Source organism: Bradyrhizobium sp. 199 (genome assembly GCF_023073355.1).
Classification (GTDB): Bacteria; Pseudomonadota; Alphaproteobacteria; order Rhizobiales; family Xanthobacteraceae; genus Bradyrhizobium.
The window spans coordinates 1,456,811-1,477,301 of sequence record NZ_JADPJI010000005.1 but is presented as its reverse complement, the minus strand read 5'-3'; the positions used below and the strand labels follow the sequence as shown (position 1 = coordinate 1,477,301).

The window sequence follows — 20,491 nt, the reverse complement described above, 5'->3', positions numbered from 1 at the left end:
CCGACTCTGCGGCGCGGCACTCCGCGCCGCACCGCGTCCGGGACACGAGACCGGGCGAGCTATTGCAGTCGGATCGCCGGTCGCGCAGCCAGTCGCCGATCACGGAGAGGCCAGCGTGGTCACCACGATGTTAGTCGCGCGCTTGCATTGATGTCGGGCAACTGCGCGTGCAGGCGCATGCGCCGCGCAAATTCAAGCGCGATTAAATCCGTAGTGATCCGGAATGGAGTCCTATTGGGATGTCGCGTACATCGCGTGACATCGATCGGCGGCCACTTCCACGGGCATCACCCTCTGATCGCGCTACATGGGGTTGGGGGACCACATGGGGCGGGGGATTGAAGGCTGGGGCAAGGTGACGAGGTCCGGACTCCTAGGCACTCCGGACCTCGACGCTTTCTAAGATTGAACGCAGCAACGCGCCGTCCGGTGGGGCATCCGGGCGGCGCGTTGTCGTTTCAGCGTGGTTCTTCGGTCAGCGCGTCTGCGGCTCGAGCGTGACCGTGCAGTCGCCCTGCCCTTGCGTTGCGACCACGATATTGCCGGCGGGAGCGCCGAGGGCGATCGGCGCGGACGAGCCGCCGCCGGGCATCTGGACAATCACGCTCAGCGAATCCGTGCGTGCGGTCGAGCCCACGGTTGAGGGCTCTGCCTGGGCCACATTGCCCGAGGCGTCACGCCGCATGATCTGGCAGTTCACGTTGTTGCTCGCAGTGCTACCGCCGGCCGCCACGCTCGATGAGCCAGTGCCGCTCATCTGCGCGCGAGCTCGCGACGGATCGCGCGGCACCTGGCTGACGATCCGATGGGTGCGCGGCTCCACGATAACGACATCTTCCTCCGTGGCAAAATATTCGTAGTCCCGATATTGCGGCTCGATCGAGATGATCTCGGGCGGAAGCCGATGGAGACGCACGCGCGGGGGAATCGCCTCGCCGACCCGGATCGAGATGTTCAGATTGCGCTCCGGCTGCGCCAGGCGTGCACGGCTCACCGTTTCGGAGATCCGCACCTGCTTCTCGGACGTCACCTGGGTCTGCTGATTGACCTGGGTGTTGGTCTGCGTCGTTTGATTGGCTTGATTGGTCTGCGTGCCCGAGGTGCCGGGCGCGGTCTGCGCGTTGTTGGTCGGAGCCGTCCGGTTCGTATCGGTCGCAGTGGCCGGCCGGTTGTTCTGCTGCGCCGGCGGCTGCTGCTCGGCTGCGTTGCGGGGCGGCTGGGCCTGGTTACGCTCGTTCTGGTTGGCCGTAGCTCCCGTGCGCTCGTTGTGCTGACCAGCGGGACCGGTCTTGGACTTCTCGGACTCGGCCGTTGATTTCTGCGGCGCAGGCTTATCCTGCTTCGTCTCGGCGCTGCTCTTGCTGTCGCGTCCCGGTTTGGTGCTCTCGGCGTCACGGCTGCGATCGCGCGCAGGCTCGCGGGATTCCTGTGCCTGGTCCTTGGCCTTCGGCTGGTTACGCTCGGCAGAGTTGGCCGGCTGGCGCTTGTCGTCAGTCGCTTCCTGCTTGGCAGCGCCGCCGCCCTTGTCCTCGCGCCCCGCGCCCTGCAGTCGCTCCTGGGCGCCTTGCGCGCGTTCTTGAACGCGTTCTTGAGGCCGTTCTTGGGCGCCGCCGCGCTGCGGCGCAGCGCCTTTCGCGGGCTCCTCGGTCCGTCTCGGCTCGTCTCTACGCTCACCGGGCCCTTGGGCGTAGGCGAAGCCGGAGGCGAGCATCAGTCCGATAGCGGCGGTCGATAACATCAAGTGCTGGCGCATGGTCCCTCTCCTCGACAATTCACAACAACACACGCGAACGTTCTTCGGGTACGAAGGTTCCAGTGCAGGAACGAGGGCCGATCACGCCGGGGTCACATCGCGTCCGTGAGTGTGAGGCGGGCTGTGAATGTTACGGTGGTCTTGCCGACCAGCGCCATGCCTTCGACCTCGGCAGCACCGGCGGAATAGTCGCCGGAGAAACCGCATGTGACCTCCCGGCCGCCGAATGCGAGCATCCTGCCGACGGCTTCGGTGTGCTGGTTGACGATCATGTCGCCCCGCCACTTGCCGTTCCGGAACGTGTAGCTGCCGGTGTAGTAGAAAAAGCTGTCGCCGCCCATGATGCGACCATCGCTGAGCACGACCACGCCTCTGGCCTGCCCGCGCTTGCCGTCACGCATCTCGATGTCGAAGATGTAGAGGCCGTTGACGATCCTGGCCTCTCCACCCGCTTCTGCCCCATCCCCGGCCGACATCCGATCATCTCCCATGTCGATCCGCGCCCCGATCAGTTCGGCACGTTTCGTTCGAGATCTTCGAGCCACGCGGCCGCGCTCGAATCCGAGGGCGCGCGCCAGTCGCCGCGCGGTGACAGCGAGCCGCCGGCCGAGACCTTCGGCCCGTTCGGCATCGCCGAGCGCTTGAACTGGCTGAAGGCAAAGAAGCGGCGCAAGAACACCTCGAGCCAGCGCCGGATCTCGGGAAGCTCGTAGGCCTTGCGCCGGTCGTGCGGAAACGCCGGCGGCCATTCGCCCTTGGCGACGTCCTTCCAGGCATGCTGCGCCATGAACGCGATCTTGGACGGCCGCATGCCGAAGCGCAGGGTGTAGAACAGGTTGAAATCCTGCAACTCATAAGGGCCCACGGCCGCTTCGGTGCTCTGCGGCTTCTCGCCGGCCTCGACCGGTACGAGTTCGGGCGAGATTTCGGCCACCAGGATCGCGCCGAGCGTCCGGTTGACGTCGTCGCCGAACTGTTTCGAGGAGATCACCCAGCGGATCAGATGCTGGATCAGCGTCTTCGGCACACCGGCATTGACGTTGTAATGCGCCATCTGGTCGCCGACGCCATAGGTGCACCAGCCGAGCGCGAGTTCGGAGAGATCGCCGGTGCCGATGACAATGCCGCCGTGATGGTTGGCGAGCCGGAACAAATAATCCGTGCGCAGGCCCGCCTGTACGTTCTCGAAGGTGACGTCGTAGACCTTCTGGCCCTCGCCGAAGGGATGGCCGATGTCCTGTAGCATCTGCGTCGCCGTGGTGCGGATGTCGAGCTCCTGCCAGCTCGTGTGCAACGCCTGCATCAGCGCCAGCGCATGGGTCTTGCTCTCGCTGCCGGTGGCAAAGCCCGGCATGGTGTAGGCCAGGATGTTTTCACGGGGCAGACCGAGGAGGTCGACCGCCTTGGCGGCGACGATCAGCGCGTGGGTGGAATCGAGCCCGCCCGAGACGCCGATCACGACGCGCTTGGTGCCGGTGGCGCGCATGCGCTGCACGAGACCGGCGACCTGGATGTTGTAGGCCTCATAGCAATCCTGCTCGAGCAGACTTTCGTCGCTCGGTACGAACGGGAAGCGCTCGACCTTGCGCAGGAAGCCGATGTCCGCGGCCGGCGGGTTCAAGGCGAACGTCACCTTGCGGAAAAACGCCTCGCGCTGGCGGCGATTGTCGTCGAACGTTCCCATCAGGGCGCGTTCCTGCCTGAGCAGGTCGAGATCGATGTCGGCGTAGGTGATCTGGCCGCCCTGGCGGAACCGCTCGCCCTCGGCCAGCAACACGCCGTTCTCGTAGATCGAGGTCTGGCCGTCCCAGGCAAGATCCGTGGTCGATTCCCCCGCCCCGGCGGCGGCGTAAACGTAGGCCGCAAGACAGCGCGCGGAGGTCGATTGGCACAGCAGCGCGCGCGAGCGCGCCCGGCCGATCGTGATCGGGCTGCCCGAGAGATTGATCAGGACGCTGGCGCCGGCGAGCGCGAGTTCCGCGGACGGCGTCACTGGGATCCACATGTCCTCGCAGATTTCGACGCCGATGGTGAGGCCCGGGACGTCGTCGGCCGAGAACAACAGGTCGATGCCGAACGGGGCCTGCAGCCCGCCGAGCGCGATCGTCTCCCCGGCCATGCCGGCACCGGAGGCGAAATGCCGGCCCTCGTAGAATTCGCGGTAGGTTGGCAGGTAAGTCTTCGGCACCACGCCGAGAATGTTGCCACGATGAATGACCACGGCGCAGTTGTAGATGCGAAGGCCAAAGCGCAGCGGGGCGCCGACGATAAGGACCGTCATCAGCCCTGCGGAGGCCTCGACGATGCCCGCGAGGCCGCGCTCGACCGCATCGAGCAGAGGATCCTGCTTGACCAGATCTTCGATCGCATAGCCGGACAGGCACAGCTCGGGAAACACGGCGACCGCCACCGACTGCTCGTGGCAGGCATTGGCCGCCGCCAGCACCGCCTTCGCGTTGGCCGAGGGATCGGCGACATGGGAGGTGGTGACACAGGCCGCCACGCGCGCAAATCCGTGGGCGTAGATCGAGTGGAAAGTCATCGAGCGCAGTACCCTTGATGTCGTCGCTGCCGAAGCCGTCAGCTCCGGACCATATGTAGCCCATCGGCTGCGGCCCGTGCAGGCCATCCGACGTCATGCATAACGGACTTGCAGGATAGGCTGCCCGGCGCCTGGCGAGTTCAGGCACCGCGGGCCAGCACGCCGGACAGGTCGTCGCGCAGCCATTCAGCGATCCGCGGCCAGGCATGCGCATGGGTGTGCGCACCCATGAACAGGCCAAGATGGTTGCTCGGCTCGGATGCCGCGGCGATGAAGGCCGGCGGCGTGCCGAGGAGACCTGCGGTGGCAAGCGCCTGCACAGCCGGCACGACGTCGTCGTCGAGCCCGGCGAGCAGGAAGACCGGTACCTTGACGGCCCTCAGATCGACCGTGCGGCCCAGAGCTGTGAAACTGCCGGCGGCGATCTGGTTCTCCCGGAAGATACGGTTGACGGTCTCCAGATAATATTTGCCTGGCAGATCGAGCGCCTCCGCGTTCCAGCGATCGAAGCGCGCGAGCAGCGCCGCACCCTCCTCGTCCGACAGCTCTTTCTGCAACGCAGCTGCGATATCGTCTCGGTCTGGCGCCTTGGACCACAAGCGGAGCATCTCCTCGCCACTGACATTGCCGCCGCCGCGGGCGACGAGCTGGTCGTAGACCATCTCGGGTGCGTTACGGGTCAGCCGGCACAACGAGGAATCGACCGACAGGTCCACGGGAGCACCGGCGAGTACCAGCCGCCGCACCTTGGCCGGAAAGCGCGCCGCATAGAGCAGCGACAGCCAGCCGCCCTGGCACAGGCCGACCAGATCGACCGGCGCGCCGATCTCGTCGATCGCGACGTTGAGATCGGCAAGATAACTGTCGATCGAGAGATAACGCATGTCCGGCGTAGCCGAGCGCCAATCAGTGAGATAGATCCGGTCAATGCCGCCGTCTCGCAGCGACCCCACCACGCTGTGGCCGGGTGCGAAATCGGCAATCAGGGCCCGATGCAGCGCATAGGGCGCGCACACCAGCACTGGCTGGCCGGACCGGGTCCGCGAGCAATCGCGCAGGCGCATCGTCGCGAGCTCCAGCGCAATGCTGTTGGGCGTCGTCCACGCCAGTCTGCTCTCATCCTGCTCTGCCCGGCCGCGCTCGACCCACCAGAAGCAAGCGTCCATGGCGAGCCGCGCCGCCGCAAACGGCCATAGCAGCGGCTCGTCAGGGGGATGATCCGGTCCGCCCGGCTGTTTGGCGATCTTTTCCACCATGACTTTCTCAAAGGTCCTACAGAATAGCCTCGAGGCTGACGACGGAGATGCCGAGGTCCCGAAAACTCCGATGGGCCGCGGCCACCGAACCGTCGAGATCGATGCCACGGCAGGCGTCCTCGATGACGGCCACTTCCAAGCCGGCCTTGCGCGCATCCTCCGCCGAGAAGCGGACACAAAAGTCCAGCGCGAGACCGGCGACAAAGACGGTCTTCAGCTCACGTTCTCGCAAATAGCCGAGCAGGCCCGTCGGCGTCCGACGGTCGTTCTCGAACAACGCCGAATAGGAATCGATCTCGCGGCGAAACCCCTTGCGCACCACGAGGCTCGCGCAAGTGATGTCGAGATCGCGATGGAATTCGGCGCCCGAGGTGCCTTGCACGCAATGTGCCGGCCAGAGCACCTGGGTGCCGTAATCGAGCTCGATGGTCTGGAACGGCTGCTTGCCCGCATGGTTCGGCGCGAACGAGACGTGGTCGCGCGGATGCCAATCCTGGGTCAACACCACGTTGGCGTATTTTTGGGCGATGCGGTTGATGGCGGGGACGACCTTCTCGCCGCCGGGGACCGCAAGCGCTCCGCCGGTGCAGAAGTCGTTCTGCACGTCGATCGCCAGCAGCACGTCGCGCTCGGAAATCTTCATCGCCAGTCTCGTTCGATGTGCCGGGTGCGCCGGCGCCAGACCCGTCCCCTTAGTGTCGGTCTTCCCGCGCAGCTTCGCAACCGCCGGGGCCGTGCAAGCCTGCGCGAATTGGCCAGCTGCCGACAGCCAGTATGCAACGGTTTGGCCTCGTCCGTGTTGACTAGGCGCACCCGACGGCGGATTCTCGCGCTGTCCGCGACGGGCGGATCGGGTCAAAGCGTGGAGGACAGGGTTGGCGCGGCCGGATGGCTGTGGCAGCCACGAAGTCATGAGTATCGGCAAGACAGGACAGATTCTTCTCGCCGATATCGGCGGCACCAACGCGCGCTTTGGGCTGAGCCAGGGCGAATTGGGCCGCGGCGATTTCGATCAGATCGGACCGATCGATTATGTGAAGGTCGCCGACTTCCCGACCGTCCGCGAAGCGATCTCGGACGTCCTGGCGCGCGGTTCCGGTGGCGAGCGGCCTCACAGAGCCGTGCTGGCCGTCGCGGGTCCCGTCACGAACAACCGCTGCGTCATGACCAACAGTCCCTGGGTCATCGACGGCAATGAACTGCAACCGGCTCTCGGGTTCGACAGCGTCCATGTGCTCAACGATTTCGAGGTGGTCGCCTGGTCGCTGCCCGCCTTGCAGCCTGCCGATCTGATCCCGCTTGGCGGACAAGATGGCCTGCCCGGAGAGCCGCTGCTGGTGGTTGGACCCGGAACGGGCTTTGGCGTCTCGTGTCTGGTCGACCGCCATGGCGCGCGACTGGCCGTCGTCACCGAAGCCGGACACGCGACGCTGCCAGCGGAAAACGAGCGCGAGGAACGTGTGATCACGTGCTTGCGCCGGCGCCTCGGCCACGTCTCCATCGAGCGCGGCGCGCTCTCGGGTTCTGGCCTGCAAAACCTCTACGAAGCCTTGGCCGAGGTTGACGGCGCTCAAGTGCCGCAGCGCGATGCTGCCGGTATCACCAAGGCCGCCCTGGAGGGTACTTGTCCGGTCAGCCTCGCGACGCTGGAGATGTTCTGCGCCATCCTGGGTTCCGTCGCCGGCAATCTCGCGGTGACGTTCGGGGCCCGCGGCGGTGTCTATATCGCCGGCGGAATCGTGCCGCGGTTTCCTGAGTTCCTGATGGCATCCGCGTTCCGGGCACGTTTCGAAGCCAAGGGACGGTTCCAGGAGTATTTGCGGGACATTCCCACCAGGCTTGTGGTCAAGCCAGACGCAAGCTTCGTCGGGCTGAAAATGTTTGCCGACCACAACGTGGATTGAGGCGCGAGAACTCTCCCTGTTGCCGGGTTCCCATATTCACGGCTGATCAGCGCACGCGCAGTTCCACGCATGATCGTGCTTGCCTGCATGTTCCCGATGAGAAACAATAAGGCCGTGCGTGTCGTAGTTGCGGGGGCGTAGCATGCGTAAGCAGGATCTGGGTTTCGACTATCACCGGTATCACCGTCTGCTGAGCGAGGCGGACGACGAAGACAAGCGGCAGGCTCTGATCGACCTGTTGATCGAGGAAAAGGCGCGAGACCGGCTGGCTGCCCAGCGCGCTTCGGACCGTGCGGCCATGACGGCCTACACCATCGCCACCGTGCTGAAGAACGGCCGCAACTGAGGCTTGCAATCCGGCTAAGGTAGGCGCGAAAGCGGGAAGCGGTTGCGGTTTCATTAACGATTTCCCGCAATCTGATGTCAAACTCTTTGCTGTAAGAGTTCCCTCACCTGATGCAATTCAGGATCAACAGAGGGGGCAATAAACATGAGCATGATTTCTATCGCCGCGATGCCGGCCGTCGTGGAAGCGCGTTTCGCCGATACGTCCTTCAAGACCATCTTGCTGCTCTGCTGCACGGGCCTGGTCGCCTCGTTCGGCCTGATGGCGCACGGCATCAACCTCGGCGCCGGCCTGATGTGAGATCGCGGCAAATTCCGTTGCCAAATGGCCGCCCCGACGGGCGGCCATTTTCGTTGGCAAACTCGGTGCGGCGCCTTCGCTGTCACTCAGCGCGGCGTCTTCGCTCAGTGCGGCGCTTCGACGGGGGCTCCCGGAAACATCGAGTCGATCATCGCCTTGAGCTGATCCATTGCGATCGGCTTGCGCAGGATCGGCCTGCGTCGCAGCAAGGACGGCAGCAGTTCCGGACCATACCCGGTGGCGAACAGAAACGGCTTGCCGCGACGCTCGATCAAGTCGGCGACGGGATCGACGTAGACGCCCATGAGATTGATGTCGAGGATGGCCAGATCGTATTGCGCGGTCATGGCGAACGCGCTGGCGTCGCCGACATTGTCCGCTTCCGCGACAACGTGGTGGCCGAGTTCCACCACCATGTCGGCGATCATCATCCGGATCAACGCCTCGTCTTCGACCAGGAAAACGGAGAGTCCGTCCGCCATTTCAACCCCGCAGTCAGCCTTCGTGAAGCTAAGCATACCTCAATTGTGGAGAGGATTCACGAATTCGTGGCGGGCGCCGTTAATTCACACGCGCCCGATCCGATTCAACTTGATCAATCCAATCCGCGCTCGTGGCTCAGGCGCACCATCTCCTGAATGAAGACCTGCTTCTGCTTGTCGTCGAGACTCGAAAAGAGCGGCTCGGCCGCGTCGGCGACATTGCGCTGGTCGGCGGCACGGTCGATCAGGAACTGCGACTCGTTGCGCATCTGTTCGATGATGTCGTCGGGCGGATCCCGCTTGGCGCGCGCAACCCGCAAGTTGAGCCGCTCCGCGCCGTTATGCCCCAGGTAGTGCATAGCGCTCGAGAAGCCGTACCAGTGCTTCTCCTGTTCAGGTGTGAGGTTCAGCTCGGTCTTGATCCGCTCGATATAAGAATCGCTGTTCGCAACGATCTGCTCGGCGGACTGCTGCGGGGCGCCGGTCTGGGTGAGGACCGTGACATCTTTATTATCCTTGCCCTGCGGTGTGTTCTTCGCCTCCTTGCTCGCCTTGGCGCCCTTGCCGGCTTTGGCGTTCTTGCCATCCTTGTCCTTGGCCGCGCCCTGCTGCTTGGCATCCTTCCCGGTGTCCTTGCCAGCATCCTTGCCGGCGTCCTTGGCAGCTGGAGCCTGATTTCCATTGTTGTTGCCGACGCCGAGCACGCCGGTGAAGACGCCGACCACGCCGCCGATTGCGCCCCCGAGCACGCCACCGACCGGACCTGCGGCCTTGTTCCCGGCCGCCGCGCCGTCCTGAACGCCTTTGACCAGACCTTGAGCATTAGCCGCGGCGGCGTTGCCGAGGAGCAGCGCGAGCACGGACCCCAGCGCAAACCATTGTCGCAGGTGAAGCCGCGCTGACGACGCCCGGTTGATCATTCTCATCTCCATCGTCGATCTGACTGGCCTGTCGGGCGGAGCCCGCGCCAATGCAACTCTATCGTTTCCGCCGCGCCAAGGTCCAGACGTGGCCGATTGCTGTCCACGCCCGAAAAGTCTTTGGCGCGAAGCGGTTATGCAGGCTCATTCGGAACTGCGGCGTAATTGCGCACGGATCGTTTGAGGGCTCGCCTGCACGACGTGTGCGTCGCAAAATGAACGACTGCGTTGACGCGTAACGCATGATCCCGGCGTGCAATCAAGACGGTGCCGGGCACACCATTAGTTCTAGACGAGGAGCCGTTCGGCTTTCTCGACAGAGGCGATCAATCATGATCTGATCGCGCTACCAATTGCTGCGGCCTGCGTGAAAGGTCCACGCCAGCCGATACCGCCAACAAGAAAATCGACAACAAGAACTCGATAAGCAAGAACTCAATAAGAAAGTCTCTCAGAGGAAACTCCAACAACAAACACCCAGGCGAGGAAACGAGATGTCACGCAAGACACTGACGCGACGTCAATTTGTGGCTGCCACTGCAATGTCCTCCGCGGCGCTGATCACGGCGCCCTATGTTCGGGGCGCTTATGCCGCCGGCAAACTCTCCATCGGCTTCTGGGACCATTGGGTACCGGGCGCCAACAAGTCCTCGACCGATCTCGTGAACGAATGGGCCGCGAAGGAGAAGGTGGAAGTCTCCATCGACTACATCACCAGCAACAACAAGAAGCTCGAATTGACCGTCGCCGCCGAAGCGCAGGCGAAATCCGGTCACGATATTCTCCAGATGCCGACCTGGTGGCCGCACGCCTATGCAGACCAACTCGAGCCCGTCAGCGACATCATGGAGCCGATCATCAAGCAAAATGGCGAGGTGAACGGCACGACCAAATATCTCGGCCAGGCCGGCGGCAAATGGCTTGCCGTCCCTGCCACCGTCGGCAGTCAGATCAAGGGCCCCTGCTCGCGCATCGACCTGATGAAGAAGCACGCCGGCATTGACGTGCAGGAGATGTATCCGGCCGGTAGCGTGCCCAAGGACGAGAACTGGACGATGGAAGCCTTTCTCAAGGCTGCCGAAGCCTGCAACAAGGCTGGCGTCCCGTTCGGGATCGGCCTCGGCGAGACCACCGACAGCGTCGATACCGCCGGCGCGATTTTCCAGTCGTTCGGCGCCGAGCTCGTCAATGCCAAGGGCGACATCACCGTGAAGACTGACGCCGTGCGTCAGGCTCTCGAATTCTACAAGAAGCTGATCGCGGTGCTTCCGACGGACGCGGCCTCCTGGGATGACGCGTCCAATAACAAGTGGCTGATCTCGGGCCGCGGTGCACTGATCCTGAACCCGCCGAGTTCGTGGGCCGTCGCCAAACGCGATGCACCACAGGTTGCCGAGCAATGCTGGACACACGGCATGCCGGCGGGTCCGAAGGGCCGCTTCGCGCCATTCCTGCCCTATTTCTGGGGCGTCTGGGCCTTCGGCAAGAACAAGGAGGCCGCCAAGAGCCTGCTGACTCATCTGTCGCAACCCTCTTCTATCGAGAAGTTCGTCGCGGCGAGCGGCGGCTACGATCTCCCGGCTTTCGCAAATATGACGAAGCTGAAGACGTGGGCCGAGGAAGGGCCGCCGAAGGGCACGCTTTATAGCTATCCCGACCCACACGGCCGCCAGACGATGTCGATCGCGGCCTCGCCGGCACCGCCGAAGATCGCCCAGCAGATCTACAGCCAGGCGACGTTGACCAAACTGGTGCTGCGCTATGCCCGTGGCGAGACCATCGAGCAGGCGCTCGCCTGGGCCGAGGGCGAGTGCGAAGGTTTCATGCGGAGCTGATGCCGGGTGCTCAGGGCGGTTCACGCAGTGACGCGTGAGCCGCCGAAAATTCCGCCTGTCCCATCTCCTTGTTGGGGGAAGCCGGCCAACGCGGTCGGCTTCCCTGTTGAACCTTCACGAAAGTCTTGACCATGGCCGATATCGTCGTTGAGCAAGGTCGTTCCGTCCGCGCTGGGAGCTCGCGCAAACGGGCCAGCCTCCGCAATGCGCTCAGGCGGAAGTCGACGATGGCGTTCTTCCTGACGCTGCCGCTGATTCTCCTGATCGCGCTGTTCGTGCTCTATCCTGCCTTTTACTCGATGCATCTCGCCACGCTGAATAAGTCGATGCAGAAGTTCGTCGCCTTGGGCAATTTCACTTTCCTGTTCAAGCGCGACACGTTCTGGATGGTGGTGAGGCAATCCTGCATCTTCGCCCTCACCGCCGTGTTCTTCAAAGCGTTGATGGGCTTCATTGTCGCTCATTTCGTCCACAACCTTCCGGCGAAGGGCCAGCGCAAGTGGCGCGGCATGCTGCTGGTGCCCTGGGTGATCCCGCCGGCGATGAGCACGCTGGCCTGGCTGTGGCTGTTCGATCCCTCCTACAGCGCCTTCAACTACACGCTGTCGTTCTTCGGCGTCGGCCCGATCCCCTGGCTTGGCGACACCTTCTGGGCGCGTTTCTCCGTCATTCTCGTCAACGTCTGGTATGGCGCGCCGTTCTTCATGATCATGTATCTGGCAGCTCTTAAATCGGTGCCTGACCAGCTCTACGAGGCGGCCGCGATTGACGGCGCCAATTGGTGGCAACGGATCTGGTACGTGACCCTGCCGATGATGCGCAACATCATCGCCATTACGACGCTGTTCTCGTTGATCGTCACCTTCGCCAATTTCGATATCGTGCGCATCCTGACCTCGGGTGGCCCGTTGGATTCGACGCATCTGTTCGCCACCTGGGCGTTCCAGGTCGGAATCCAGAGCAGTGATATTCCGCTCGGCGCCTGCGTCTCGCTGTTCATGGTGCCGATCCTCGCAGTCGCGGCGATCTTCATCCTACGCGACGTCAACAAACGCGGGAACGAAGCCTGATGAGCACGCTTGCAATCGACAAGGGCGGTCCCACGCGCAAGATCAAGTACCGGAGCATGAGCCGGGATCGGACCTGGGCGCTGCGCTGGTCCTACTTCTTCCTGGTGCTGTTCGCGATTTTCTCGCTTATCCCACCGATCTACATGCTGATCACCTCCCTGAAAAGCAGCGCGGAGATCTCGGCGGCGACCAATCCATGGTGGGTATTTCATCCTACCCTGGCGAACTACGTCGAGTTGTTGACGTCGAACCAGTTTTTACGCTTCTTCTGGAATTCGGCGGTCGTCTCCATCGTAGTCGTGTGCGTCACCATGCTGATCAGCATTCCTGCGGCCTTCGCGCTGGCGAGGATGAAGTTCTGGGGTTCGACGACGCTCGCGACCGGTGTTTTTCTCACCTACCTGGTCCCGGACAGCCTCTTGTTCATTCCGCTGTTCAAGATGCTCGCTGCGGTCCAGGACATCACCGGCATCACGCTCCTCAACCGATGGTACGTGCTGCTGTTCGTCTATCCGACGCTGACCGTGCCGTTCTGCACCTGGATCATGATCGGCTATTTCGCCTCGATCCCGAAGGAGCTGGATGAGGCCGCTCTCATCGACGGCGCCTCTTGGCTCCAGACCCTGACGCGGATCTTCATCCCGGTGGCGCTGCCTGGCTTGATCGCCGCGACCATTTTCGCTTTCACGGTGTCCTGGGCGCAGTTCCTGTATCCCCTGGTGTTCACGACCTCCATCGACCAGCTCGTGCTGCCGGTCGGCATCACCACAACGCTGATCAAGGGCGACGTCTTCAACTGGGGTCAGATCATGACGGGCGCGCTGCTGGGCGCGGCCCCGCCGCTGATCATCTATGCCTTCCTGATGGACTACTACATTGCCGGCCTGACCGCCGGCTCGACAAAGGGTTGATGTCTGATGGCTGAAGTTGCATTGCGGAAGGTGGTCAAGCGTTACGACGATGTCGAGGCGGTGCGCGGCATCGATCTCGACATCGCCGACCATGAGTTCATCGTGCTGGTGGGGCCATCGGGCTGCGGCAAATCGACGACCTTGCGGATGATCGCAGGGCTTGAGGACATCACCGATGGCGACATCACGATCGGTGGCGACGTCGTCAACGACGTGCCGCCGAAGGATCGCGACATCGCCATGGTGTTCCAGAACTACGCGCTCTACCCGCATATGACCGTTGCGGAGAACATGTCATTCGGGCTGCGGCTGAAGCACTATCCCAAGGCCGAGATCAAGGCGCGTGTGACAGAGGCCGCGCGGCTTCTGGACATCACCGACCTGATCGACCGCAAGCCGAAGCAGCTCTCCGGCGGCCAACGCCAGCGCGTCGCCATGGGGCGGGCCATCGTCCGCAACCCAAAAGTCTTCCTGTTCGACGAGCCGCTGTCCAATCTCGATGCGAAACTTCGCGTGCAGATGCGGATCGAGATCAAGAAGGTCCACCAGAAGGTGCGCACCACCACCGTCTACGTCACCCACGACCAGGTCGAGGCGATGACGCTGGCCGACCGCGTCGTGGTGATGAACAAGGGACGGATCGAGCAGATCGGCACGCCGAACGAGCTCTACCACAAGCCGGCAACGCGCTTCGTCGCCGGCTTCATCGGCTCGCCCGCGATGAACTTCATTCCGTGCCGCTTGGAAGACGTCGGCGGCAAGCTCAACGTCCGCCTGACGGACCGCATCTCATTCCCGTTGCCGCCGGCCCGCGCCGCCCGTTACAGTGCACTGCCCCGAACTGAAAACCTGTTGCTCGGCATTCGTCCCGAACATCTCACGGAATCGAATGCGCATCTGGAGCCGGGTGTCGAGACTTTCGACACCGTGCTTGATGTCACCGAGCCGATGGGAATGGAAACGCTGGTCTATTTCGGACTGGAAGGCACGCCGATCTGCGGCCGTGTCGATCCCAATGCCGGCGCCAAGGACGGGGCACCCATGCGTTTGGCGATGGACCTCAACAATATGCACCTGCTAAACGAGGCGACCGGCGCCGTATTGTGACGGCCGGGCAAGAAACTCGCGCAGGCAGGGGACGATGTCGACCAACAAGAAGAAAATCTTTGTCACGCAAACTTTGTCGCAAGGCGCGCGCGCCCTCCTCACCCAACGCGATGATATCGAGCTCGTCGAATTTCCGAACCTGATCTCGGCCGGAGATTTCGAGGCCTTGCTCAAGAGCCATGCGCCGGTCCACGGCGTGGCACTCGGGGCCACCGCCTTTGGCGAGACCGAGCTCGAGGCGTCCCGCGGCATGCAGGTGGTGACCCGCATTGGCGTCGGCTACGACGCCGTCGACGTGCCCGCCCTCTCCCGCCGCAAGGTGCCGCTGATGGTTGCGGGCAGCGCGAACTCTCCTTCGGTCGCGGAAGCGGCGCTGTTCATGATGCTGACCCTCGCCAAGCGAGCACAGGAACTTCACGCCTGCGTCAGGGACGGCAAATGGGCCGACCGGCTCGGCATGCTGCCGTTCGATCTCTACGGCAAGACCGTTCTGGTCATTGGCTTCGGTCGCATCGGCAGCCGTACCGCCAAGCGCTGCCTGGCGATGGACATGAACGTGCAGGTCTACGATCCCTACAAGCCCGCCTCCGAGATCAAGGCTGCAGCTTGCGAGCCGGTCACCGACCTCGACGCCGCGCTAGCCAACGCCGATTTCGTCACCATCCACTGCCCGAAGACGCCGGAGACGATCGGTCTATTCGATGCGGCGCGGATCGGCCGGATGAAGCCGAAATCCTATCTCATCAACACGGCACGCGGCGGCATCGTCAAGGAAGCCGCGCTCTACGACGCGCTGGTCTCGGGCAAGCTCGCCGGGGCCGGCATCGACGTGTTCGAGGTGGAGCCGCCGCCGGTCAGCAATGCGCTGTTCGCCCTGCCCAACGTCATCATTGCCCCGCACGTTGCCGGCGTCACGGTGGAAGCGGTCCAGCGCATGAGCGAGCAGACCGCGCGCAACATCCTCAGTGTTCTGGACGGCGATCCTATCAGGCAGAACGTCATCAATCAGGACGTGCTGGGCTGAGCGAGCCGATGGTTGGGCGGCTGGTCCGCCCGCCTTCGGAAGGCCAGAATGCGTCCCATTTTGGTGCAGATCGAGCCCCAACTCAGCCTTAATCAAGCGCGCGTAATGGTGACGGAAGCGCGGCGGCAGCGGGACAGACTGGCCGGCGCGTCGAGCTGGAGGATGGACCCTTGTCAGAGATCGACCCGACCGACCACGCGCTGGCGACCATCGCCAGCATCCTGGAGCACCCGGAGCCCGTCCTCGTCATTCGCAAGACCGAGACCGAAATCGTGGTCGCCGGAGAGCGCGAGCACATGGACTCCGACGAACGGCGGGTCGTCGAAGAGCATTCGGTGGTCGACGAGAATTCGTCGGTAGACGAGCATCGGTCAGTCGAAGAGCATGCGTCAAGCGAAGAGCATCCAGTGGTCGAAGAGCAGCCGCTGGTGCCGGAGCACACCGACGGCGACGGCTATAGCAAGGTCGGGCCCGGACCGATGGTCGCGATCCGTCTAAAATGGACGGTCCATCGCGGCGATGACGACCAGTTCTACGTCCACGAGACCATCGGCGAGCAGTCCGTTCCCGTGATTAGCGGTCCGATGACGAGCGAGGCCGCCGTGCGCTTCGTCGACGAGCACGAGGACGAGGCACATCGTCGCTTCGAAGAGCTGCGCAGCGAGATCGCCGGCCGCAGCTCGCTCGCCGATTACGAGCGCAAGGGCGAAGCGTAAGCTTGGCCGCAAGTCGGATATTTCCTACACCTCTTCCCGCCGGGGAGAGGTGGACATCGAGCTTCCGCACCTACTTCCTTCCCAAATAATCCTTCTTCACCAGCTCGACGCCGGCGTGCCGCAACAGGTCGTAGGACGTCGTGACGTGAAAGAAGAATTGCGGGACGCTGAATGTCAGCAGCAGCGTCCGCCCTGTGAAAGGCAGCTCGGTGCCGTTCTTCAGCTTGAAGGGGACATTTCGTTCCGCCGCCGTGTCGATCTCCGCGCGCGGCAGGCTTTCGATGAACTCGATCGACGTCGCGATGCGCGCCTGAAGCCCGGCCATGTCGTGCTCAAGGACCGGTAGCGCCGCGGGCTCGCGCCCGGCGAGCAAGGCCGGCGCGACGGTGGCGTGGCGGCAGGCCTCGCCGACCTGCTGCGCCAGATCGTACATGTTCGGCGCCATTCGCATGCCGAGCAGGACCGTCGGGTTGAACTTGCGGGCCTCGGCGTAGGCAACGCCCTTGTCGAGCAACGCGGACAGGTTTCGCAAGTAGGGCACGAAGAGGCCGACCGAGGCCTCGTACATCGAGATCGTCACTTCGAGATTCCTTTCAATTCCGCCTCGCCAGGCGCTCGCATCTGGTCTAAATCCACGCCTCAAGCGCTGCACAATGACAGTTCGCGCAGGGGTGGAGAAGAGATGATCGTTCGAATGGCTGTTCGAATCTTGGCGGCTTTTGCGGTGGCGTTGCTGGCAAACCTTTCGGCTCACGCGCAGCAGGCGCCCTCGCGGCTCGACGAGATCGTCAAGCGCGGCACGTTGCGCGTCGGCATGACTGGCGACTACAAGCCCTTTACCTATCTGGACAAGTCGACGCAGCAGTTCAGCGGCTTCGATGTCGACATGGCGCAGGCGCTCGGCAAGGCGCTCGGCGTCAAGGTCGAGTTCGTCGCGACGGCCTGGCCGAAGCTGATGACGGATTTCGAGGCCGACCAGTTCGATGTCGCGATGGGCGGCGTCTCGGTGACGCTCGACAGGCAGAAGAAGGGCTTCTTCTCGACGCCGATCATGCGCGAGGGCAAGACGCCGATCGCGCGTTGCGCCGACGTCGGCAAGTACCAGAGCATCGCCGACATCGACAAGAAGGGCACCCGCGTCATCGTCAATCCCGGCGGCACCAACGAGCGCTTCGCGCGTGCCAACATCAGGGATGCCGACATCACGGTCTTCCCCGATAACACCGTGATCTTCGAGGAGATCGCAAAAGGTAATGCCGATCTGATGATGACGGACGCCTCCGAGACGCGCTACCAGCAGAAGCAGCACGCGGGCGTGCTCTGCGCCGTGCATCCCGAAAAACCGTTCGATTTCTCCGAGAAGGCCTATTGGCTCCAGCGCGACATGGCACTGAAGGCCTTCGTCGATCAATGGCTGCACATTTCCATGGAAGACGGCAGTTACAAGAAGATCTACGCCGCCTGGTTCGACTAGATCCTCGTCGGGCGTTCCCTGGGCACGGCGCGCCAGCCCGTGCCCTCCTGTCGCCTGTCTCTGCCAAACTTTGGACCGGCTCCTAGCCTATTGAACCCGGAACAGCGGGACGGCGACTCATACCGAGACAGTGATCTAGATCACGTTTTGGAATGCAGCCGGCGCGTAAGCGTCGGTGCGGGGACCACCTGTTCAGGAGACCGAAATGAGGAAGCTGTTGGCCACGGCCGCATTCCTTTTGGCAAGCACCGCTGCGCAAGCGCAGTACACGTTCGAATATGGCGGGCGCACCATCCGCATCGATCCCGATCGCGGCACGGTGCAGATTCCCGGCGTGTACGACAACACCGGCCAGGGCAAGGCGAAGAAGGCCAAGAAGAACGAGGCGACCCCGGTCCAGCAGGCTCCGCAGCAAGCCACCGTCGAGCCACAAACGCCGGCCGCGCCTGCGGCTCCCGCCCCGACTGTCCCGCCGCCCGCCGCCGCAGCGCCTCCCGCACCTGCACCCGCTGCCGCAGCACCACCGCCGGCTCCGCCTCCGGCCGCGACCGCCAGCAATGCGCCGGCCAGCCCAGCCGTCCTGCCGCCGCCCGCACCCCCTCCGGCCGCTGCGCCAGTCGAGCAGCAGCCAGCTCCCGCCGCGGCAGCCCCGCCGCCAGCCCCGACAGTGGCGGCGGCACCTCCGGCCGCCCCGCCTCCGCCGCCCGCGCCGGCCCCTGCCCCGGTTCAGGCCGCCGCCGTCGCGCCGCCGGTTGCCGCAGCCGCGCCCACGCGCGATCTCAATTCGCCGCTCGGCGTCTGGCTTACCGAGGAGAAGGAAGGCAAGGTCCGCATCGAACAATGCGGCACGAATCTTTGCGGCTATTCAGTCGACGGCAAATCGAACCAGAATGGCGAGCAGGTGCTCATCAACATGAAGCCGAGCAAGGACCAGAAATGGTCCGGCCGCATCCTCGATCCGAACTCCGGCTCGACCTACGATTCGACGATCGCAATGAAGGGCACCGACCGCCTGCGCGTGCAGGGTTGCGCCTTCGGCGGTATGTTCTGCGGCGGGCAGACCTGGACGCGCGTGAACTGACCTCTGGGCGCACTCTGACCGACACAAAGGGCCCGCAGCGCGGGCCCTTTGCTGTTGCCCGTCAAATCGATTGCGACGTGCGCGAGGTCACAGAGCCCGTCGCGCGCGTGACAGCCCTCACATCGCCGGTTCCGCGCCTACGCTACGATCTCCGCATGTTCAACCCAAGGGGCGTGTCATGAACGGATTTCGCAAGGCTCTCTTCGCCACAATCATCGTCATCGCGTTGCCGGCCGCACAGGCCAGCGCCAGCACTTTCGATGGCGCATGGAATGTCCGTATCTCGTCGTCGAGCGAGACCTGCGGTAACGGCTCGACGGTGGCGATTGGCATCAACAACGGGCAGATCGCTTCGAGCAGCGCAATGGTGACGGCGTCAGGCCGCGTGGCGGACGCCGGCAGCATCAACGTCACCTTGAGCACCGGCATCAAGCGAGCCGTCGGCTTCGGACGGCTCAGCGGCACCTCGGGCTCCGGCACCTGGCGCGGCCCCCTGTGCACGGGAACGTGGACGGCGGAGCGGATGTAGGGCTTGCATCCCGGATCGGCGACGCATCGCCTTGGGCGATGCGTCTTGTCCGGGACGCGAGAAGCTAGCCCAACGCCGCCCCATATTCCGCGTCAGTGACCGGCTCCAGCCAGGTCGAGTAGACGCCGTCGAGCGCTTCCTGCATGGCGATGTGACACATGCCGTTGGTCGGCGATGCCCCGTGCCAGTGCAGCTCGCCCGGCGGAATCCAAACCGTGTCGCCGGGACGGATCTCCCTGACAGGACCGCCCTTGGTCTGCACACGCCCGACGCCGGAGATGACATAGAGCGTTTGCCCGAGCGGATGGTGATGCCAGTTGGTGCGCGCGCCCGGTTCGAAGGCAACGCGCGAACAGTTCAGCCGTGCCGGCGCGGGCGCCATGATGACAGGGTCCTGCCACACGGTGCCGGTGAAGTTTTCCTTGGGCGCGCGGCGGGTCGGCCGCGTGCCTGCAACAGTGATCTCCATGGGTCCTCGCTCCTGTTACTTCTTGCTGGCGGCGTAGCGCGCCTTGGTCTCGGCGTTCATGGGATAAAGGCCCGGCAGCACCGCACCGTTGTTCACCTCGTTGACGATCCAGGCTTCCATGCGCTCCTGCTCGACGCCCTCGTTGAGGACGTGATCGAGCATCGCCTGCGGGATCAGGACGCAGCCGTCCTGGTCGGCGACCACGATGTCGTTCGGGAACACCGCAACGCCGCCGCAGCCGATCGGCTCGCCCCAGCCGACGAAGGTCAGGCCGGCAACGGAAGGCGGCGCGGCATAGCCGTCGCACCACACCGGCAAATTGGTGCCGAGCACGCCCTCGACATCGCGCACGACGCCGTCGGTGACGAGCGCGGTGACGCCGCGCTTCATCATGCGGGCGCAGAGAATGTCGCCGAAAATGCCGGCATCGGTGATGCCCATGGCATCGACCACCGCGATGCATCCGTCCGGCATCGCCTCGATCGCGGTGCGGGTCGAGATCGGGGACGACCAGGATTCCGGCGTCGCCAGATCCTCGCGTGCCGGCACGAAGCGCAGCGTGAAGGCCGGTCCCACCAGGCGCGGCAGGCCCGGGCGCAGCGGCCGCGCGCCCCGCATCCACACATTGCGCAGGCCCTTCTTCAGCAGGACCGTGGTGATGGTGGCGGTGGTGATGCCGGCGAGGGTCTTGCGGGCTTCGGGGGACAGCGACATGGACGACAACGAGCTCCAAGGTGCGGGAAAGAACGCGCGCATCTTGCGAGCCGCAGCT

The 20,491-nt window shown here is 64.0% G+C and carries 22 protein-coding genes; 12 read left to right on the top strand and 10 right to left on the bottom strand.

Going from position 1 to position 20,491, the window contains the following annotated elements; translation table 11 throughout:
• Positions 1-475: 475 nt before the first annotated feature.
• From IVB28_RS15600 to pncA, 5 genes are all read right to left on the bottom strand, one after another.
• Positions 476-1,753, bottom strand: a complete 1,278-nt coding sequence (locus tag IVB28_RS15600) for a DUF1236 domain-containing protein (RefSeq protein ID WP_247527334.1) — start codon at positions 1,751-1,753, stop codon at positions 476-478.
• Between the two features lie 92 nt (positions 1,754-1,845).
• Positions 1,846-2,229 carry a GrlR family regulatory protein gene (locus IVB28_RS15595; protein ID WP_247527332.1) on the bottom strand — a complete coding sequence of 128 codons (384 nt, stop codon included), beginning with the start codon at positions 2,227-2,229 and terminating at the stop codon, positions 1,846-1,848.
• Between the two features lie 32 nt (positions 2,230-2,261).
• Positions 2,262-4,295, bottom strand: a complete 2,034-nt coding sequence (locus IVB28_RS15590; protein WP_247527331.1) for an NAD(+) synthase — start codon at positions 4,293-4,295, stop codon at positions 2,262-2,264.
• A gap of 140 nt (positions 4,296-4,435) precedes the next feature.
• Positions 4,436-5,551, bottom strand: a complete 1,116-nt coding sequence (locus IVB28_RS15585; protein WP_247527330.1) for an alpha/beta fold hydrolase — start codon at positions 5,549-5,551, stop codon at positions 4,436-4,438.
• Between the two features lie 16 nt (positions 5,552-5,567).
• Positions 5,568-6,194, bottom strand: coding sequence for a bifunctional nicotinamidase/pyrazinamidase (gene pncA, locus IVB28_RS15580; RefSeq protein WP_247527329.1), 627 nt, complete (start codon positions 6,192-6,194; stop codon positions 5,568-5,570).
• Positions 6,195-6,462: 268 nt separating this feature from the next.
• On the opposite strand from pncA, the gene glk reads away from it, so the two are divergent.
• From glk to IVB28_RS15565, 3 genes are all read left to right on the top strand, one after another.
• Positions 6,463-7,455, top strand: coding sequence for a glucokinase (glk, locus tag IVB28_RS15575; RefSeq protein ID WP_247527328.1), 993 nt, complete (start codon positions 6,463-6,465; stop codon positions 7,453-7,455).
• A gap of 142 nt (positions 7,456-7,597) precedes the next feature.
• The gene (locus IVB28_RS15570) at positions 7,598-7,801 is read left to right on the top strand and encodes a hypothetical protein (RefSeq protein ID WP_247527325.1); all 204 of its coding nucleotides are present in this window, start codon (positions 7,598-7,600) and stop codon (positions 7,799-7,801) included.
• 144 nt (positions 7,802-7,945) lie between these two features.
• A complete protein-coding gene (locus IVB28_RS15565; protein ID WP_247527324.1) occupies positions 7,946-8,101 on the top strand; it encodes a hypothetical protein in 156 nt (51 codons plus the stop codon).
• A 104-nt stretch (positions 8,102-8,205) separates the two neighbouring features.
• Here IVB28_RS15565 and IVB28_RS15560 read toward each other — a convergent pair whose 3' ends face one another.
• Positions 8,206-8,583, bottom strand: a complete 378-nt coding sequence (locus tag IVB28_RS15560) for a response regulator (protein ID WP_247527321.1) — start codon at positions 8,581-8,583, stop codon at positions 8,206-8,208.
• Positions 8,584-8,696: 113 nt separating this feature from the next.
• Positions 8,697-9,503 (bottom strand): Spy/CpxP family protein refolding chaperone, encoded by an 807-nt coding sequence (locus tag IVB28_RS15555; RefSeq protein ID WP_247527320.1) that lies wholly within the window; start codon positions 9,501-9,503, stop codon positions 8,697-8,699.
• Between the two features lie 494 nt (positions 9,504-9,997).
• Between IVB28_RS15555 and IVB28_RS15550 the strand changes: the two genes are divergently transcribed.
• The 6 genes from IVB28_RS15550 (at position 9,998) to IVB28_RS15525 (ending at position 16,166) form a co-directional block, all read left to right on the top strand.
• On the top strand, positions 9,998-11,338 hold the full coding sequence (locus IVB28_RS15550; RefSeq protein ID WP_247527318.1) for an extracellular solute-binding protein: 1,341 nt from the start codon (positions 9,998-10,000) through the stop codon (positions 11,336-11,338).
• Between the two features lie 131 nt (positions 11,339-11,469).
• A complete protein-coding gene (locus tag IVB28_RS15545; protein WP_247527316.1) occupies positions 11,470-12,408 on the top strand; it encodes a sugar ABC transporter permease in 939 nt (312 codons plus the stop codon).
• Positions 12,408-13,319: a carbohydrate ABC transporter permease gene (locus IVB28_RS15540; protein ID WP_247527315.1), complete on the top strand. Its 912-nt coding sequence runs from the start codon at positions 12,408-12,410 to the stop codon at positions 13,317-13,319. Before IVB28_RS15545 ends, IVB28_RS15540 begins: the two co-directional genes overlap by 1 nt.
• A gap of 6 nt (positions 13,320-13,325) precedes the next feature.
• Entirely contained in the window at positions 13,326-14,426 is a 1,101-nt protein-coding gene (gene ugpC / locus IVB28_RS15535; protein WP_247527313.1) for a sn-glycerol-3-phosphate ABC transporter ATP-binding protein UgpC, read from the top strand.
• 34 nt (positions 14,427-14,460) lie between these two features.
• Entirely contained in the window at positions 14,461-15,450 is a 990-nt protein-coding gene (locus IVB28_RS15530) for a hydroxyacid dehydrogenase (RefSeq protein WP_247527312.1), read from the top strand.
• A gap of 170 nt (positions 15,451-15,620) precedes the next feature.
• The gene (locus IVB28_RS15525; protein WP_247527311.1) at positions 15,621-16,166 is read left to right on the top strand and encodes a hypothetical protein; all 546 of its coding nucleotides are present in this window, start codon (positions 15,621-15,623) and stop codon (positions 16,164-16,166) included.
• A 70-nt stretch (positions 16,167-16,236) separates the two neighbouring features.
• Here IVB28_RS15525 and IVB28_RS15520 read toward each other — a convergent pair whose 3' ends face one another.
• Positions 16,237-16,734, bottom strand: coding sequence for a DUF1993 domain-containing protein (locus tag IVB28_RS15520; RefSeq protein ID WP_247528555.1), 498 nt, complete (start codon positions 16,732-16,734; stop codon positions 16,237-16,239).
• Between the two features lie 126 nt (positions 16,735-16,860).
• On the opposite strand from IVB28_RS15520, the gene IVB28_RS15515 reads away from it, so the two are divergent.
• From IVB28_RS15515 to IVB28_RS15505, 3 genes are all read left to right on the top strand, one after another.
• Positions 16,861-17,640 carry a transporter substrate-binding domain-containing protein gene (locus IVB28_RS15515; RefSeq protein ID WP_247527310.1) on the top strand — a complete coding sequence of 260 codons (780 nt, stop codon included), beginning with the start codon at positions 16,861-16,863 and terminating at the stop codon, positions 17,638-17,640.
• Positions 17,641-17,845: 205 nt separating this feature from the next.
• Positions 17,846-18,721 (top strand): DUF2147 domain-containing protein, encoded by an 876-nt coding sequence (locus IVB28_RS15510; protein ID WP_247527309.1) that lies wholly within the window; start codon positions 17,846-17,848, stop codon positions 18,719-18,721.
• Positions 18,722-18,899: 178 nt separating this feature from the next.
• Positions 18,900-19,250, top strand: coding sequence for a hypothetical protein (locus tag IVB28_RS15505; protein WP_247527308.1), 351 nt, complete (start codon positions 18,900-18,902; stop codon positions 19,248-19,250).
• A gap of 64 nt (positions 19,251-19,314) precedes the next feature.
• Here IVB28_RS15505 and IVB28_RS15500 read toward each other — a convergent pair whose 3' ends face one another.
• Both IVB28_RS15500 and IVB28_RS15495 read right to left on the bottom strand, forming a co-directional pair.
• Positions 19,315-19,719 (bottom strand): cupin domain-containing protein, encoded by a 405-nt coding sequence (locus IVB28_RS15500; RefSeq protein ID WP_028144578.1) that lies wholly within the window; start codon positions 19,717-19,719, stop codon positions 19,315-19,317.
• A gap of 15 nt (positions 19,720-19,734) precedes the next feature.
• Entirely contained in the window at positions 19,735-20,433 is a 699-nt protein-coding gene (locus IVB28_RS15495; protein ID WP_008129640.1) for a ribonuclease activity regulator RraA, read from the bottom strand.
• Positions 20,434-20,491 lie beyond the last annotated feature (58 nt).